The organism is Arthrobacter sp. BK1 (genome assembly GCF_056680055.1).
Map to the genome: position 1 here is coordinate 1,456,067 of NZ_CM155263.1, position 15,263 is coordinate 1,471,329.

Below are 15,263 nucleotides of genomic sequence, written 5' to 3' on the forward strand. Positions count from 1 at the left end.
GTCTCGTGACGGGTGCAGCTGGTACCCGCGCCCGTGGATGGCAGCCAGCATGAGGCATCGCCCTCCGGGAGCACAGGCACTGGTGGGATGCCCCCAGGCTTGCGGCGGGCAGAGGCCCGCAAAGGGGCAGAGCAGGCATAAAGGAGGCCCGGGCAACCTCTCGGTTGCCCGGGCCCCTCACAGCACGGATGAGTCTTCGTCAGCTCGCTTCGAGGTTGTCCCGGATAGCGGCCAGGAAACGGGCTCCGGTGGCACCGTCAACGGCCCGGTGGTCACACGTGAGGGTAAGCCTGGCGCGGGGCCTCCACGCGCCGGTCCCGTCATCCGTCGGGACGAACTGCTGGCGTGTTGCTCCGACCGCGAGGATGGCCACCTGCGGGACGTTGAGGATCGCATCGAAGGCGTCGATGCCCATCATGCCGAGGTTGGAGACGGTGAAGGTACCGTCCGTCACGTCCTCCATGGTGAGCTTGCCCTCGCGGGCGCGCTGGACGACGTCCCTGCGCGCAGCCGCGATACCCGCCAGACCCAGGGACGTCACGTCCTTGATGACAGGAACCACCAGCCCGGCCGGCGTATCGACGGCCATGCCGACGTTGACACGGTCGAACCGGGTGACCGTTTCCTCTGCGTAGTGAGCGTTGAGGGCCGGGTGGTCCCGCAGCGCGGCCGCACAGGCGGCCAGGATCGCATCCGTGACGGTGGCGCCAGGGCTGCGCTCCTTCACGCGGAGCGCAGCCCCCATGTCCGCCTCGACGGCGAGATGGAAAGCCGGCGCCTCCCACGCGGCGACCATGCGCCGCGCAGCAGTGCGCCGGATTCCCTTGAGCGGGACGACAGTCCTGCCCTCCTCCTCGACAGCGGTCACCGCTGCACCTGCGCCAGGCCCCGTGTCTTGCCCGCGCACCCGTAGAGCTCCATCTTCTCGATGGTTGCGTTGATCATCCGCTCCCGGCCTTCCGCCATCGCATCCTCGAGCTGGCGGTCGCCGTTTGACCACACGGCCTCGATGCCTGAACGGAACGCGAGCCGCAGGTCCGTGTCGGCGTTGAACTTGTGCACCCCGGCGGCCATTGCAGCGCGGATCTCGTCATCCGGGACGCCGGACGCGCCATGGAGGACCAGCGGAATGCCCACGGCGGACTCGATCTCCTTGACCCTCTGGATGTCCAGAGGCTGCGCTGTCGCCAGCGGAACACCGTGCACGATTCCCACGGAAATAGCGAGGAAGTCAACTCCCGTTTCCGCAACGAAACGCTCCGCTTCGGCAACATTGGTGTAGTAGGACTGCCAGTCGACCTGCTGGTCGGCGTCGGGGATCTTCCCCAGCTCGGCCTCCACGGGGATGCCGAAGGAGTGCGCCACCTCCACGACCTTCCGCGTGGTGCGGATGTTCTCCTCGAACGGAAGGTGCGCGCCGTCGTACATGATGGAGGTGAACCCGAGCTTAATGGCCTCGAACACTTCCTCCCACGGTCCGTGGTCCAAATGGATTACATACTCGGCCTCGGACTCCTCGGCGATGCGGCGCGTCATCTCATAGGCCTTCTTGAGCCCCATGTGGGGCACGATCGCCCGGCCCACCTGGAGGAAAACCGGAGACTTGGCACGCTCTGCGGCCCTGACCAGCGCCTCCGTGGTCTCCTCGTTGTGCATGTTGAATGCTCCGACGGCGTATCTGCCGTCGGCTGCGTCTTTGACGATCTGACGTGGATCGACCTGTGGCATATCTGTTCCCCTTCCTAGCTCTGGCCCGTCAGGCCGTCTCGATGTAAGCGAGGATCGATCGGACATCCACGGTCTCGCCTTCGGGGACGACAATCTCGGCAAGGACGCCGGATGCGGGGGATTCCAGGGTCTCCTCAACCTTCTCGGCCTCGACCTCGGCCAGCGGCTCGTCCTCGGTGACGGTGTCGCCGACGTTCTTGAGCCATGTGGCGATGGTGCCTTCGCTCATGCCCATTCCCCACTGGGGCAGCAGGACCTCAACTCTTGCCATTTTCTTTCTCCTTGCTTTGGTGTTCTGTACGGGGTGTCACATGCGCGGTGCGGGCGATGTGAGTTCGGTGTTCAGGGTGTTCGCCATCAAGCCCGTGATCCGGCGGATCGCGTCCTCGATCTTTGTCCGGTTCGGATAGAGCTGCTTCTCGAGGGCGGGGCTGAACGGGATCTGGGTATCCGGGGTGGTGACGCGGACGATCGGGGCCCTGAGGGACTCGAACGCCTCCTCGGCGACGATGGCCGAAATCTCGGCCGCGGCCGAGCAGGTGCGGTGGGCCGGATCAGCGATGACCAGCCGCCCGGTGCGCTGTACCGAGCGGATCACGGCCTCGGTGTCGAACGGGACGAGGGTGCGCGGGTCGATGACCTCTACCGAGACGCCCTCCAAGGCGAGCGACTCCGCGGCCGCGAGGGCCTCCGGAACGGCGCTGGCGATCGCGACGACGGTTACGTCGTCGCCGGTCCTGGCGACATTGGCCTGGCCGAACGGGATACGATACTCCTCCTCCGGGACCTCACCCTTGCTGCCCCAGAGCGTGCACGCCTCGAAGGTCAGGACCGGGTCGTCGGTGTCCACCGCGGTCCTGAGCAGGCCCTTGGCGTCGTACGGGGTGGACGGGACAATGATCTTCAACCCCGGGACGTTCATGAACATCGGGTACGGGCGGTCGGAGTGGTGAGCGCCGGTGTTGAGCCCGTAGAACATGGCCGAGCGGAACACGACCGGGATGGACGCCTGCCCGCCGAACATATACCGGTTCTTGGCGGCCTGGTTCACGAACTGGTCCATTGCCATGTACAGGAAGCTCGAGTACGAGAGGTCCACGATGGGCCGCAGGCCGGTCATCGCGGCACCGATCGCGGCACCGACGATGACTTCCTCGGAGATGGGGGTGTTGCGGATGCGGTTGGCCCCGTACATCTCCAGGAAGTCGCCCTTGTCCTTGCGCGACTTGCCGGCACCGGTGGTGCCGTACACGTTGGCCTCGACGTCCTCGCCGATGATGACCACCCGCTCGTCGGCGTCCATCGCCTCACGCTGGGCGGCGCCGATGGCGCCGAGGTAGCTCATGACAGTCATGCGATCGCTCCGATCGGTTCGGTGTAGAGGTCTTTGAAGGCGACACTGGGGTCGGGGTAGGGGCTCTCGTCGGTGAAGCGCACGGCTTCGTCAACCTCGGCGAGGACTTCGGCCTCGAGAGCGTCGAGCTCCTCAGCCGTGGCGATCCCCTCGCGCTCGAGGTACTGACGGAAAAGGACGATGGGGTCGCGCCCGGCCCAGGCGGCTTTCTCGTCCGCGTCACGGTAGTCCGTGCCCAGGCGCAGACCCTCGGAGTGCTCGTTGAACCGGTACGTGATGACTTCCACGAGCGAGGGTCCCTCACCCCGGCGGGCGCGCTCCACCGCAGCCGTGACTGCTTCGAAGACCGCCAGCACATCCTGGCCGTCCTCGACCCGCACGCCCGGCATCCCGAAGCCGGCAGCCCGGTCCGCGATCACGCCCGAGGTCACTGTGTGTGCCGGGGTGGAGAGGGCGTACTGGTTGTTCTCGCAGAGGAACACCACCGGCAGGTTCCAGACCCCGGAGATGTTCATCGCCTCGTAGAGACAGCCCTGGTTCGCCGCGCCGTCGCCGAAGAAGGCCAGGGACACTTTGCCGTTGCCGAGCACCTTGCTCGAGAGCGCGGCCCCGGTGGCGATGGGGATCGAGGACCCCACGATGCCGGACTCGCCGAGGCTGCCCACTGCGAAGTCGGCCAGGTGCAGCGATCCGCCCTTGCCACCGCACACTCCCGTGGCCTTGCCCACGAGCTCGGCCATGAGCGGGCCCAGCGGCGAGCCCTTCCCGATCGGGTGGCCGTGGCTGCGGTGGTTCCCCGACATGTAGTCGCCGTCCCCGAGCGCCATGCACGCGCCGACAACCTGCGCCTCCTGACCGATGCTGGTGTGCACGGTGCCCGGGATTTGGCCCCGCTTGACCATCCGGGATGCCCGCTCGTCAAAACGGCGGATCCGCAGCATGCGCCGCTGCATCTCCAGCAAATTCTGCGATGAAAGATCCATCACGGCTCCTTTCTGAGTAAATATTCATAGTATGAATTCTAATTCTATTCGCGGGTAGCCGAACTTGGCAATAGCTTCGGCCGATCGCGCGGTACAGCCTTGACTGCGCCCGTTCAAGACGCCCGGAACGGCTCCAGGAGTGCATCGATGCGCGGCAGCACCATAGTCGGCTGCCGCTCAGGGGGCAGCAGCCCCGCCATCTCCACAGTGGCCTCGCCCGTGAGGACGAGGGCAGAATCCATGCAGGCGTCCACCGCCATGGCGATGTCTGTCTGCAGCCGGTCCCCCACCATGACGCAGTCCGATCCGGAGAGCCCCAGGACGTCCAGCGCCGTTTGCAGCATGACTCCGGCCGGCTTTCCCACGTTGGCCTCGCACCGCACTCCGGTGCACGCCTCGATCGCGGCGATCACTGCCGCGGCGTCAGGCTCCCCGCGGCCCATCGGCATGGGACAGTAGGCATCGGGGTTTGTGGCCACCAGGCGCGCCCGCCGGTGCTGCCAGAGTGCGTCAAAGGCGATCTGGAGCTTGCGGTAGTCGAAGCCGCGGTCATAGCTCGCGACCACGACGTCAATGTCCCGGGGATCCTCGGTCAGCCGGAAACCGGCCGAGCGGATGGCCTGTTGGAGCGGCTCTTCACCGATGACGAAGACTCCCGCCCCCGGAGCTTCCTTGCGCAGCCACGCGACGATGGTGACCAGCGGGTTCACGATCCGGTTGACGGGGGTCGGCAGGCCCAGGCGGGTCAGCTTGTCCGCGTACATCTGCGGATTCTTGGTGGGGTTATTGGAGAGGAACAGTGTCTCGCGTCCCGCCTCCCGGAGCCCGTGCACCAGCTCCGCAGCCCCCGGGAGCAACTCATCGCCCAGATAGATCGTGCCGTCGAGGTCGAAGAGATAGCCGGCATAGGCTCTCACCGGCCTGGACGTCAGGGTCGTTGAAGCATTCATCGCGCTGCCTCCGCGAGCTTGGCGAAAACAGCCCGGTTGGCCGGATAAATATCGCGGTAGACGTCGTAGAGCCGCTCGTACGCTGCGGCCGCGGCGGGTCGGGGCTCGTAGGACAGCCCTGTTCCGCTCATGGCCTTGGCGGCGGAGGCCACGGAATCGTGGATGCCCACAGCGGCCGCGGCCAACATCCCCGCACCAAGGCAGGTGCTCTCCGGATCGCGCACCACGGAGACGCTGCGCTGCATGACGTCGGCGATAATCTGGCACCAGACCGGGCTGCGCGAGCCGCCGCCCAGGGCGACCACTTCGGCCACGGGCTCTGCCAGGGCCTTCTCCGCCCCGGTGGTCAGGAGCCGCTGTTCGAAAGCGAGGCCCTCAAGCAGCGCCCGGTACACGTGCGCCTTGCCATGAACGCCGGTGAGGCCGAGCAGGGCACCGCGCGCATTGTGGTCCCAGTATGGAGTTAGGGCGCCGGTCCAATACGGCAGGGCCAGCAGGCCCTCTGAACCGGGGGGAAGAGCAGCCGCGGCGGTCTCAAGGACCTGCTCGGGGCTCAGCCCCAGGCCGAGGCCCTGGGCGTCGATTCCAGAGAATTTCTCGATGAACCAGACCAGGTTGATGGTGCCGCCGCCGATGAAGGTCTCCAAGGTATAGGCCCCGGGAACGGCGGCCGACAGCGTCCTGTACTCCCGTGCATAGGAATATTGCTCCGCGAACGTCCCCGACACGATTCCGCTGCCAAGGTTAAGGTAGGCCCGGCCGCCCGAGGTTGCCCCGGCACCCAGCTGCGCGCATTGCCCGTCCCCCGCGCCAGCCACGACGGCGACTCCCGACGGAAGGCCTAGGCGCGCGGCGGCGTCGTCCGTGAGATTGCCCAGGACGCTGCCGGGTGGCCAGAGTTCGCTGAGCTGCCCGCAGTCAAGGCCCACCGCGGCGACCAGACCGTCGTCGTACTCGAAGGTGGACATGTCCACCAGCCCGAGCGGATCCGCCGAGGCCCAGGAAGTGAGCCAGGCACCGGTGAGGCGGTGGACCAGGAACCCGTGAACGTCCACCACCTTGCCGATGCGTGAGACCGTGTCCGGTTCATGGGCCTGGAGCCAGTGGAGCTTGTACCAGGCCGGGGTCGGGTTGGCGGGCTTGCCGGTGAGGCGGTGGACGTCTTCCGTGCCGAAGGTGGATACCTCCCCGGTGGCACGGGTGTCGAGCCACAGCATGGCCGGCCGGAGCGGGATGCCCTCGTCGTCGAGGCAAACGAAGCTCTCCCGCTGATGGGTAATGCAGATGGCGCCGATCCGGGAGGTGTCCACGGTCTGGGCTGCCCGCCGGATCGCTTCAGCGGAGGCGGTCCACCAGTCCTCGGCGTTCTGTTCCCCCCACCCCGGACGGGGCTGGCTGAGGCCGAAGGCGCAGCGCGCCTGCGAGAGTGCCTCGCCACGGGCGTTCCAGACGACGGCCTTGGCGGCCGTGGTGGAGCAGTCGACGCCGATCACATAGTCGCGCAGCATGGTTTCACTTCCTTTCCGCGCCCGCAGCTGCCGCCGCCTGGGCCGCGCGCTCCAGCACCTCGGCCACGTCCGCGGCCTCCCACCAGCCGAGGAGCGTCAGCAGGTCCACGACCGTGAAACGGTTGCGCATGAGGGCGCAGTTCTCGACCGCCCACCGCCCCAGTTCGGCATCCACCGAAGGCTCAAGCTCGGCCAGGGTGGCAGCGGCACCGGCGCCCGCGAGCGCCGAGGCGATCGACTCCGCGGGCCGGACGAGGTCCCTAAGTTCCCCGCGGACGCCTGTCCAGCCCTCCAGCAACGCACCGACCCGGGCCAGCTCGCGCCCCACGGTATCGAGCTTCGTGGAGTAGTCACGCCAGCATTCCTCGGCCACGCGCAGGCTCGGATCGACCCGTTCGAAGGCGGCAAGGACTCTTTTCCTGGCCGGTCCGTGGTCAAGGGCTGCCAGGCGCGGCCGGGTGCCGGGTGCTGCTGCCAGCCGCTCGAACAGCATGTCCCAGGCGCTGGCGGCAATCACGGAACCGGCCCCCACCTGGGCACCGTGGAAGCCGATGGGTTGGTCATGGGCGCCGTGGTACTGGTCCAGCATGTGGCTGATAAGGTGCTCGACGCCGGACAGGACGGCCGTCGTTCCGGCGACACCGGTGACGATCCCGCGCAGTGCAAGGGCGCGGGCGAGGGCCCCCACCGATTCTGGCTGGGCCTCCCGTACCCCTGCGCTCCAGCTCTCCAGGTCCTTGCCGACCATGCCGAGCAGGCGCACGGCGCTGGGCTTGCACGTCGGGTCGGTGCCGACCAGCGAAGCCAGCCGCCAGTCCGCCGGAGCAACCAGCATGGACGTCATCTCGCCGAATCCGGCACGGTTCATGGCTTCCGGCGCCTCGGCGATAACGTCCGTGTCGGAGATGACTGCGTCCGGCCAGCAGGAGGGTATGGTGCGTTTCACCCCGTCCCGCAGAACCACGGAAACGTCGTCGGTGTACCCGTCGACGGAGGCGGCTGTCTGAACCGAAACCAGGACCAGGGTTCTGCCTGCGGCACCTGCACGCTGGACTGCTACCTTTGCGATGTCGCTGATGGTGCCGCCGCCGACAGCTACGACGGCATCGGCGCCAAGGACGACTTCAGCGGCCGCATCGAGGACGCTGTCGACGACGTGGAGTTCAGCGTGCCCGTCGTCGAGCACTGTGCGGACCACAGTGAACCTGGCGGCGAGCTGGGCCTGAATGAGGTCTTTGACGTCCTCCCCGGAACGCGCGATCCGGGTACGGTCCACCAGGAGCGAGACCCGCGGCGGCGTGGCCGCGCTGCCAGTCTGCGCGGCCGGCAGGAGCCGGGTGACGGCGTCGGCCACTGCCCCAACGGCGCCGGGGCCGATGATGAGCTGCCGGAGCCCGCAGGGAGCGAGCGTTTGGTCGGGATCGGCCTCGGCGAGCAGCGCCTCGATGGGCTCTACGACGTAGGTGTCGGTGGTCATGGTGTCCTCTCGGAACGGGGGTGCGCCGTCAGGCGCCTTGGCGGGAGCGGCTGACCCGGTCGGTCAGCACGGCGACGATGATCGCGATGCCGATCACGACCGGTTGGAGGTTGGGCGAGACGTTCAGGAGTGACATTCCGTTGTTCAGCACACCAATGATGAGCAGTCCAATGAACGTGTTGAGCATGCCGCCGGAGCCGCCGGACAGGCTCGCGCCGCCAATCACGACGACAGCGATGACGTTCAGGAGGTCGGCTGCGCCCGCCGTGGGCTGTGCAGAGTCGAGCCGGGATGCCACGATGATGCCGGCGAGCGCTGCGAGCACCCCGGCGATGACGTAGACGCCGATCTTGATACGCGTGACGTTCAGCCCGGAGAGCCGCGCCACCTCGGCGTTCCCGCCGATGGCGTACAGTGCGCGTCCGGAGGGGCGGAAACGGAGCCAGTAGGCCGCGAGGAGGAAGGTGGCGGCCATGATGAGGCCCTCGAGCGGGATCCCAAGGATCTCGTTGCTGGTGATGGCCAGGAACCACTCAGGGAAGCCGTTGATCGGGTTTCCGTTGGTGAGGTACAGGGCCAGGCCGGCGCCGGCGGACATCGTGGCGAGGGTGGCGACGAACGGCTGGATGCGGCCATATGTCGAGAGCACCCCGTTGACCAGGCCGACCAACGCGCCGACCGCGAGGCCGGCTACGACGCACAGTTCGAACGGCAGCCCCGCCGAGCGGTACAGCCAGGCACTGGTCATGAGCGACAGGGCCAGTGTGGAGCCCACAGACAGGTCGATTCCGCCGATCAGGATCACGAGCGCGGCGCCCACCGCCATGATGCCGATGTCAGAGATCTGGGTGACGACGTTGGTCAGGTTGCGCCACGTCAGGAAGTACGGGGACAACACAGACAGCGCGATCATGACGGCGAGAAGGCCGAGCAGCGGCCCTGGCACCGTCCGGAAAATTTTGGCTGCCGCCTCGCGCAGCGCCGTGCCGCGGACGCCTTTGGCCCCTGCACCCTTGTACGCGGCGCCCTTGTCCCCGGCGCCCTGGCCCCTGGACGGGACGGTCCTTACGCTTTCCGCTGTCCGGTCTTCGTGCCCCGAGGACCTCTGGCTGACATCTCGATCCGTTGTTGGCATGGCTGATGCTCTTTCTACTGCTGGGGAGTGAGGGTGGATGGCGTCCGGGAGGCCGAGTGCACGGCCAGCGACATGACGCTCTTGGGGGTGGCTTCGCCACGGTGGAGGATCCCGCGCTGGCGGCCCCCCGACATCACGAGCACCCGGTGCGAGAGGCCGAGGACCTCATCCAGCTCGGATGAGACGACGATGACCGCCATCCCCTCGGCTGCGAGGGCCCGGATGATCTCGTAGATGGCCATCTTGGCGCCCACGTCGACGCCGCGGGTCGGCTCGTCGATGATGAGGACCTTCGGGTCCTTGACCAGCCACTTGCCGATGAGGACCTTCTGCTGGTTGCCGCCGGACATTGACTTGACCGGAAGCGCCATGTTGCCGCGGACGTCGAGCCTGTGGGCCTGCACGGCGGCGACTTCCCGGATCGCCTTCCGGGTGAGGAGGCCCTTCCGGGAGAGCTCGCGTTCCCAGGGAAGGGTCACGTTCTCCTCGGCGCTGCGGTCGAGGTTCAGGCCCTGGCCCTTGCGGTCTTCGGGGACCATGACGATCCCGGCGCGGATCGCCGACTGGGGGCTGGTGCACGGGAGTTTGCGGCCCTCGAGAACCACCTCGCCCGAGTCGGGCCGGTCCACGCCGGCGATAGCACGGACCACCTCGGTCCGTCCTGCACCGACGAGGCCGGCGATCCCGAGGACCTCGCCTGCCGCCAGCTCGAAGTTGATGTCTGCGAACGAACCGCGCCGCCCGAGGCCGCGGACTTCCAGCACGGTGGTCTCGCGGCTCGGCAGGGGCGGAACGTGCTCGTACGTGAACTCGCGCCCGACCATCGCGTTGATGATCTTCTCCTTGTCCACGTCACCCGAGTTCCAGGACTGGACACGGGAACCGTCGCGCAGGCAGACGATCTGGTCCGCGACCTCCTGGACCTCGTCGAGGCGGTGGGAGATGTAGACGACGCCGGTGCCGCCGGCCCGCAGCGCGCGGATCCTCTCCAGGACGTGCTCCGTCTCGGATTCACCGAGGGAGGCCGAGGGTTCGTCGAAGACGACGTAACCGGGCTGCCGGCTGAGAGCCTTGGCAATCTCAATCTCCTGCTGCATCGCCATGGAAAGCCCACGGACCGGACGCCGCACGTCGAGGTCGACACCGAGCGAATCCAGGACCGCCCGCGACTCCCGGCGGACATGCTCCCAGTCCACGCGGCCTCCCCGGCGGGGAAGCCGGCCGAGGAAGATGTTCTCGGCGACCGAGAGGTCCTGGATGAGGCGCGTCTCCTGGTGGATGAGCGCCACACCCTGCCGGAGGGCTTCGGCCGGGCTCGACGGGGCGTAGTCCGCCCCGTCGAGCCGCATGCTCCCGCCGTCCGGCTTCACCACGCCTGTGATGATCGAGCTGAGGGTTGACTTCCCCGCGCCGTTCTCCCCCACGAGGCCGACGACGCTGCCCGGCAGGACCCGGAAGTCAACCGACTTCAGGACTGTAACCCCCGAGTAGGCCTTCATCAGGCCCGTACCCTCCAGGCCGGCGGATGCTGGATGTGTCGTCATGGCCGTGATCACTTGAAGGACTGGGCGTCCGGGCCGTAAAAGTCTTCGACCTTGTGCTTGGCCACCGTGTCCTTGTTGATCAGCACGGTGTCCTGGTACTGCTCCTGCGGAATGTCCACTCCCTTGCCCTCCATGAGGGCGACGGCGTTGCGCACCGCGAGCTGACCCATCATGTACGGTTGCTGGGCCATCGTCGCCTGGGTCAGGCCACTCGTCACGCCGTCGAACATGGTCGGGAAGCCGTCGATGCCCACCGAGAAGATCGTCTTGCCGGAGGCCTTGGCCGCCTTCGAGGCACCGAGTGACATCGCGTCGCTCTCGCCGAATACCGCCTTGATGTCGGGGTGGGCGGTCAGGATGTTCTGGGTAGCCTTGTATGCTTCGGTCTCGTCCCAGTTGGCTGTTTCCTCGGCGACAACCTTGACGCCGGGCGTCTCCTTGAGTGCCTTCTGGCATCCCTCGGTGCGCTGGATCTCGGCGGTGGACCCGAGAACGCCGTGCAGGATTGCGATCTCACCCTCCCCGCCGATCTGCTCGAACATCCACGTGCACAGCTCGTAGGCGGCCTTGACGCTGTCGGTCGCGATGTAAGTGGCGAGCTTGCCCTGGCCGGACTCCGGGCGCTGGTCGACGGCTACAACGGGAACGTCGGCCTTGTTGGCTGCCCGCACGCCGGCCGCAGCGGCCGTCGAGTCCTGGGGGGTGAAGATCAGCGCACCGATCTCCTTGGTGAGGAGGTCGTCAACCTGCTTGATCTGGGCCGACGAATCGTTGTTTGCCGCTGTGATATTGACCTCGTAGCCGAGCTTCTCGGCCTCGTCTTTGATGCCCGCCACCTCGGCCACGTAGAAAAGCGACTTCTGGTCGGCCACCGAGACGCCGATCACCTTTTTCTGGCCTTCGGCGGCGGGGGCGTTGCCGCCGCAGGCAGCAAGCGAGAGTGCCAGAACGGCGGCCGTCAGGACGGCACCGCCCATACGGAACATCTTGGGTGAAGTCATCATCGTCTCCTCTGCCTCAGCGGCGTAGTTGTGGCTGCAAATTTTTATGCAGCTACTCAATTACTATGCAACGATATTGCGGCCTGGATCACATGGCTGTCAAGAGGGCCTGCAAACCAAGGAGAAGTGGCGGCGAGTTTCTCGGACCAAACGCACGCATAACCGGCGGGCGACGCCAGCGGGCAGGAGAAGAGGTCCCGGAGCTGCCCGGGCCGGGTGACGAGATGCGGGCCCGACCATGGGTATTTCTGACTTCGTAAGCCGAGTACGGCTGCCAAGGTGGTCGCGGGCGTTTTCTCCGCAGGTGCGTACTCCTCGGAGCTGCCGTCACTGCGCTCTGGACAAGACCGCTCCGGGCGGCGCCCACCGCCTTGCTCGAGGAAGGTCTGGGACCTCATGCAGCCCGAGCTTGATCTTGCGGGCACTGGCTCCAATGTTTTTGGGTACACCCCAGCTAGGCGTCTGGCTGCCACTCAAACACCGTCAAGATAGGGTCCAGAAGGTGTTTCCTGCAGCCTTCTGATGAACGGTCTTGGATGCCAATCTGACAGATGGAGTGCGGAAACTCACCTTGTAGCGGGTACACCCTGCCCGGCTGGGATTGGCTGGATTGATCCACTTTGTCTACGGCAAACTTGAGGACATCGCGTAACTGTGCAGGCACTGTCTGGGGGGGTGGGTGCCTTCACTGCGTTCTGCTGCGAGTCTGCCCTTCACCTGCTCGTTGGTGGCTGTGCCGTAAGGGATGCGGCGAGCGCCTGGTGATGGGTTACGGAGCCATACTCAGCTGATGAGCTGCTTTCGGCCTTCTCGCCCTCACTCGCGGCCCATGGCCTCAATGCGGGCAAGAAGATCAGCTTCGGTGCGTTCGTAGCGCTGCTCGAGGGGCTGTTCCTGGGTGTGCCTGGGAGCCACCTCCGCGAGGAGTTTGGCTTCATGCCATTCTTTGGCTGCGTTCACGAAGCCCACGTCCTTGAAGTGGTCTTCGCCGGCACCATTGAAATTCACGGTGGTCTCTTCCCTGAGCTGGTCGATGGTGGGAGCGTTGATGTCGTCTTTGCCGATCAGGTACAGACGTTCCTTAGTAGTAGTGTCGGCGGCTTCGACGGCGGCCGGTGTCATCGCATCATGCGCGGCCTGCAACGCCTCGGCCGTGGATGGGTTCCAGATGTACTCGACGGGCACCTGGTGCCGCTCAATCTGGTGTGCTCGCGAGGATGTAGTCTTCCGCCGCCTGACAGTCTCGGGACTGGCAGAGCAGGCTGTGGATAAGCCTGTGGATTGTTCCGGGGACAGCTGGGGCGAGAGAGCAAGCGTTCCCAATGCTAGCGCGAAAATGCGCTGATCTACGCGTGACTGCGCTCAACTGCCCGCAATGGTGGCCATCCCGCCCGGGGGTGGGTTAATCCCCGATCTTCCGGCTAGGCTTGAAACGTAAGCAGCCGGCGCCCCAAGGTTTGGTCGCGGAGGGGCACCGACTAAAGGACAACCAGCAATTGGTGTGTCTGTCTTCATGTTTGCATGCGCTTCATGCCCGTGCAAGCCGTGAATGCAGTGCATGCCGGGAATGAGACGCCGTATGGCCCGCAAGAAACCCTGTTCCTGCCAGCACGATCGGTACCATCCCACCACTCCGCAGCTTATGCGTTTGGTAACTCCGATCCTCTACATCACGGCTTCCCTTATTCACCTCATGAAGTAAGCCATGTAGTGGTAGCCGGGCTACCGTGCCAAAGATTTGGGTAGCCCGGCCCCAAGTCAGCGAGGCAGATACCTGCGGCGCCTCTCGTCGGTGCTACCTTTCAGGCTGGTTCACGGTGTCGAAAAGTCGGCACCAAAACTAGGGGCGCGAAAATGGCAGCGGATCCGACTTGGATAGGTGCCAAGTTCGCGCGGAACTGTTGGGTTCACTCCCCCACTCGTAGGGTGGTGTCATTAGGCCTATGGACAGCACATGATGATGCCTTCAGCTGCGCCGGCGACGCTGATCAGGGTGAGTAAAGGGTGAGTACTGAGCGGAACTGGCCTCTACCGGCCGCTGGCGGAAGTAACCCCGCAGGTCAGCGCCCGATTTGACCCGCCAGCGGATTCCAACCGAAGATCCACCCCTTACCTGCTAATTTATCGGCCGGCTTTGCGTGAGTGGCATCTGCACTTGATCCGCAGGTCAGGGCCGTTTACTAGCCGCGCGGACGATTTAGAACCGACGTAAACCTCTCAGGTCCTGAATGAAATCTAGTCCTGCACGGCGAGAGCCCTGGAACAAAGCTGCAGGTCAAAGCCACAATCGGAGCCTCCTGTCGGATTCGAACCGACGACCCCCGCTTTACAAGAGCGGTGCTCTGGCCAACTGAGCTAAGGAGGCGCGCCCACGCGGGGCGTGCGCCGCAACGGCGCTAGATAAGGTTAGCCCAAGTCCGGGCGCTGGTAAAAACCGCAGTCCCGGCGAGTGCGCCAAAGGGCAGAAAAAGGGCAAAAAAGAACCCGCCCCCGGAATCTTCCGGAGGCGGGTCCTCAGGGTGACGAAGAAGGCTTAGGCCTTGGCGTCGATCGCGGCCTGGATGTCAGCGTTCAGGTCCGTGGTGCCTTCCCACTTCTTGCCGTCAATAAAGACGGTGGGTGTTCCGGTGATCCCGGTGTTCTCAGCGAGGCCGGTGGAGTACTTCACATAGGGGCGGAAGGTCTTCTCATCAACACAGCTGTTGATATCAGCCCCGATATCCGAGGCAAGGGACTTCAGCTTGTCATCCGAGAGGCCGGCTCCGCCTTCAGCGGGCTGGTTGGCGAAGAGCACATTGACGTACTCGGCGTACTTATCCGGTGCCTTGTCAGCTACGCACGCCGCGGCGTTGGCGGCGCGTGAGGAGTAGTTGGTGCTGGACTGGCGGTCCAGGAAGCCCAGCGGCCGATACTCCATGGTGATTTTGCCTTCATTGCGAAGAGTGGTGAGTGCCTCGTTGTAGGTGTTCTCGAACCGGAGGCAGACAGGGCAGATGAAGTCGATGTAGGCGATCACTTTGACCGGCTGCCCGGCTTCAGCTTCAGCACCGGGAGCCACAACGGGGCTGGGCAACGTGTCCGGTTTGGCCGGAAGGTTGGCCATGTCCACCGTGGCGGCATCCGTCTTCTTCACCTCGGTGTTGGCCAGCAGGGTCACACCGCCGTTGACGTTGGCGCCGGCGGGCACGGGACCCTGGTCCGCGATGGGGGTGTTCTGCCGGATGCTGGTGGTGACCACCAATGCCACAATCGCCAGGATGGCAACAACGGCCACCACAATGCCCCAACCGATGAGCAGCTTGTTGCGCTTGTCCTTTTTAAGCTGGGCCTCGCGGATCAGGCGCGCCTTTTCGCGCGCCTCCGAGGTTCGCTCAGCTTTGGACTTACGTATTTCATTTGCGGGGCTCATGTGTTCCTTGGGTCGATCGACATAGGGGGACCACTCTGTGGCGACTCCATCATTTTAGGGCAGAAAGCTGAGAGCTTGCGCCTTCAAGTATTCCGCCCCATTGACCAACGGACGAATAGCCCCGAAGATTCCATCCTATTAGGGTTGCTTAGAGGCACAAGCAACCCCAGGGGG

General features: G+C 65.5%; 13 protein-coding genes and 1 tRNA gene. All 14 read right to left on the reverse strand.

Translation table 11 applies throughout. From position 1 onward, the window contains the following. Positions 1-199 precede the first annotated feature (199 nt). The 14 genes from AC1MCA_RS06420 to AC1MCA_RS06485 all read right to left on the reverse strand — a co-directional run bounded on the left by AC1MCA_RS06420 (position 200) and on the right by AC1MCA_RS06485 (position 15,089). Positions 200-868, reverse strand: a complete 669-nt coding sequence (locus tag AC1MCA_RS06420; protein WP_479802045.1) for a 2-oxo acid dehydrogenase subunit E2 — start codon at positions 866-868, stop codon at positions 200-202. Then, entirely contained in the window at positions 865-1,728 is an 864-nt protein-coding gene (locus AC1MCA_RS06425; protein ID WP_252573775.1) for a class II fructose-bisphosphate aldolase, read from the reverse strand. Before AC1MCA_RS06425 ends, AC1MCA_RS06420 begins: the two co-directional genes overlap by 4 nt. Positions 1,729-1,756: 28 nt before the next feature. Then, positions 1,757-1,999, reverse strand: coding sequence for a lipoyl domain-containing protein (locus AC1MCA_RS06430; RefSeq protein ID WP_252573777.1), 243 nt, complete (start codon positions 1,997-1,999; stop codon positions 1,757-1,759). Between the two features lie 36 nt (positions 2,000-2,035). Beyond that, positions 2,036-3,082, reverse strand: a complete 1,047-nt coding sequence (locus AC1MCA_RS06435; protein WP_252573779.1) for an alpha-ketoacid dehydrogenase subunit beta — start codon at positions 3,080-3,082, stop codon at positions 2,036-2,038. Further along, positions 3,079-4,065 carry a thiamine pyrophosphate-dependent dehydrogenase E1 component subunit alpha gene (locus tag AC1MCA_RS06440; RefSeq protein WP_479802048.1) on the reverse strand — a complete coding sequence of 329 codons (987 nt, stop codon included), beginning with the start codon at positions 4,063-4,065 and terminating at the stop codon, positions 3,079-3,081. The genes AC1MCA_RS06435 and AC1MCA_RS06440 overlap by 4 nt, the downstream gene beginning before the upstream one ends. Before the next feature lie 113 nt (positions 4,066-4,178). Then, on the reverse strand, positions 4,179-5,015 hold the full coding sequence (locus AC1MCA_RS06445; protein ID WP_479802050.1) for an HAD-IIA family hydrolase: 837 nt from the start codon (positions 5,013-5,015) through the stop codon (positions 4,179-4,181). Further along, on the reverse strand, positions 5,012-6,523 hold the full coding sequence (locus AC1MCA_RS06450) for a xylulokinase (RefSeq protein WP_479802052.1): 1,512 nt from the start codon (positions 6,521-6,523) through the stop codon (positions 5,012-5,014). The genes AC1MCA_RS06445 and AC1MCA_RS06450 overlap by 4 nt, the downstream gene beginning before the upstream one ends. A gap of 4 nt (positions 6,524-6,527) precedes the next feature. Further along, positions 6,528-8,000 (reverse strand): iron-containing alcohol dehydrogenase, encoded by a 1,473-nt coding sequence (locus tag AC1MCA_RS06455; protein WP_479802053.1) that lies wholly within the window; start codon positions 7,998-8,000, stop codon positions 6,528-6,530. A gap of 28 nt (positions 8,001-8,028) precedes the next feature. Continuing rightward, entirely contained in the window at positions 8,029-9,135 is a 1,107-nt protein-coding gene (locus AC1MCA_RS06460; protein ID WP_479802055.1) for an ABC transporter permease, read from the reverse strand. 14 nt (positions 9,136-9,149) lie between these two features. Then, the gene (locus AC1MCA_RS06465) at positions 9,150-10,679 is read right to left on the reverse strand and encodes a sugar ABC transporter ATP-binding protein (protein ID WP_479802057.1); all 1,530 of its coding nucleotides are present in this window, start codon (positions 10,677-10,679) and stop codon (positions 9,150-9,152) included. An 8-nt stretch (positions 10,680-10,687) separates the two neighbouring features. Further along, positions 10,688-11,680, reverse strand: coding sequence for a substrate-binding domain-containing protein (locus AC1MCA_RS06470; protein WP_479802059.1), 993 nt, complete (start codon positions 11,678-11,680; stop codon positions 10,688-10,690). A gap of 816 nt (positions 11,681-12,496) precedes the next feature. Further along, entirely contained in the window at positions 12,497-12,865 is a 369-nt protein-coding gene (locus AC1MCA_RS06475; RefSeq protein WP_479802061.1) for a hypothetical protein, read from the reverse strand. 1,106 nt (positions 12,866-13,971) lie between these two features. Continuing rightward, positions 13,972-14,045: transfer RNA gene (locus AC1MCA_RS06480), tRNA-Thr, on the reverse strand. 168 nt (positions 14,046-14,213) lie between these two features. Then, positions 14,214-15,089 carry a DsbA family protein gene (locus AC1MCA_RS06485; protein WP_108600701.1) on the reverse strand — a complete coding sequence of 292 codons (876 nt, stop codon included), beginning with the start codon at positions 15,087-15,089 and terminating at the stop codon, positions 14,214-14,216. Positions 15,090-15,263: the final 174 nt, after the last annotated feature.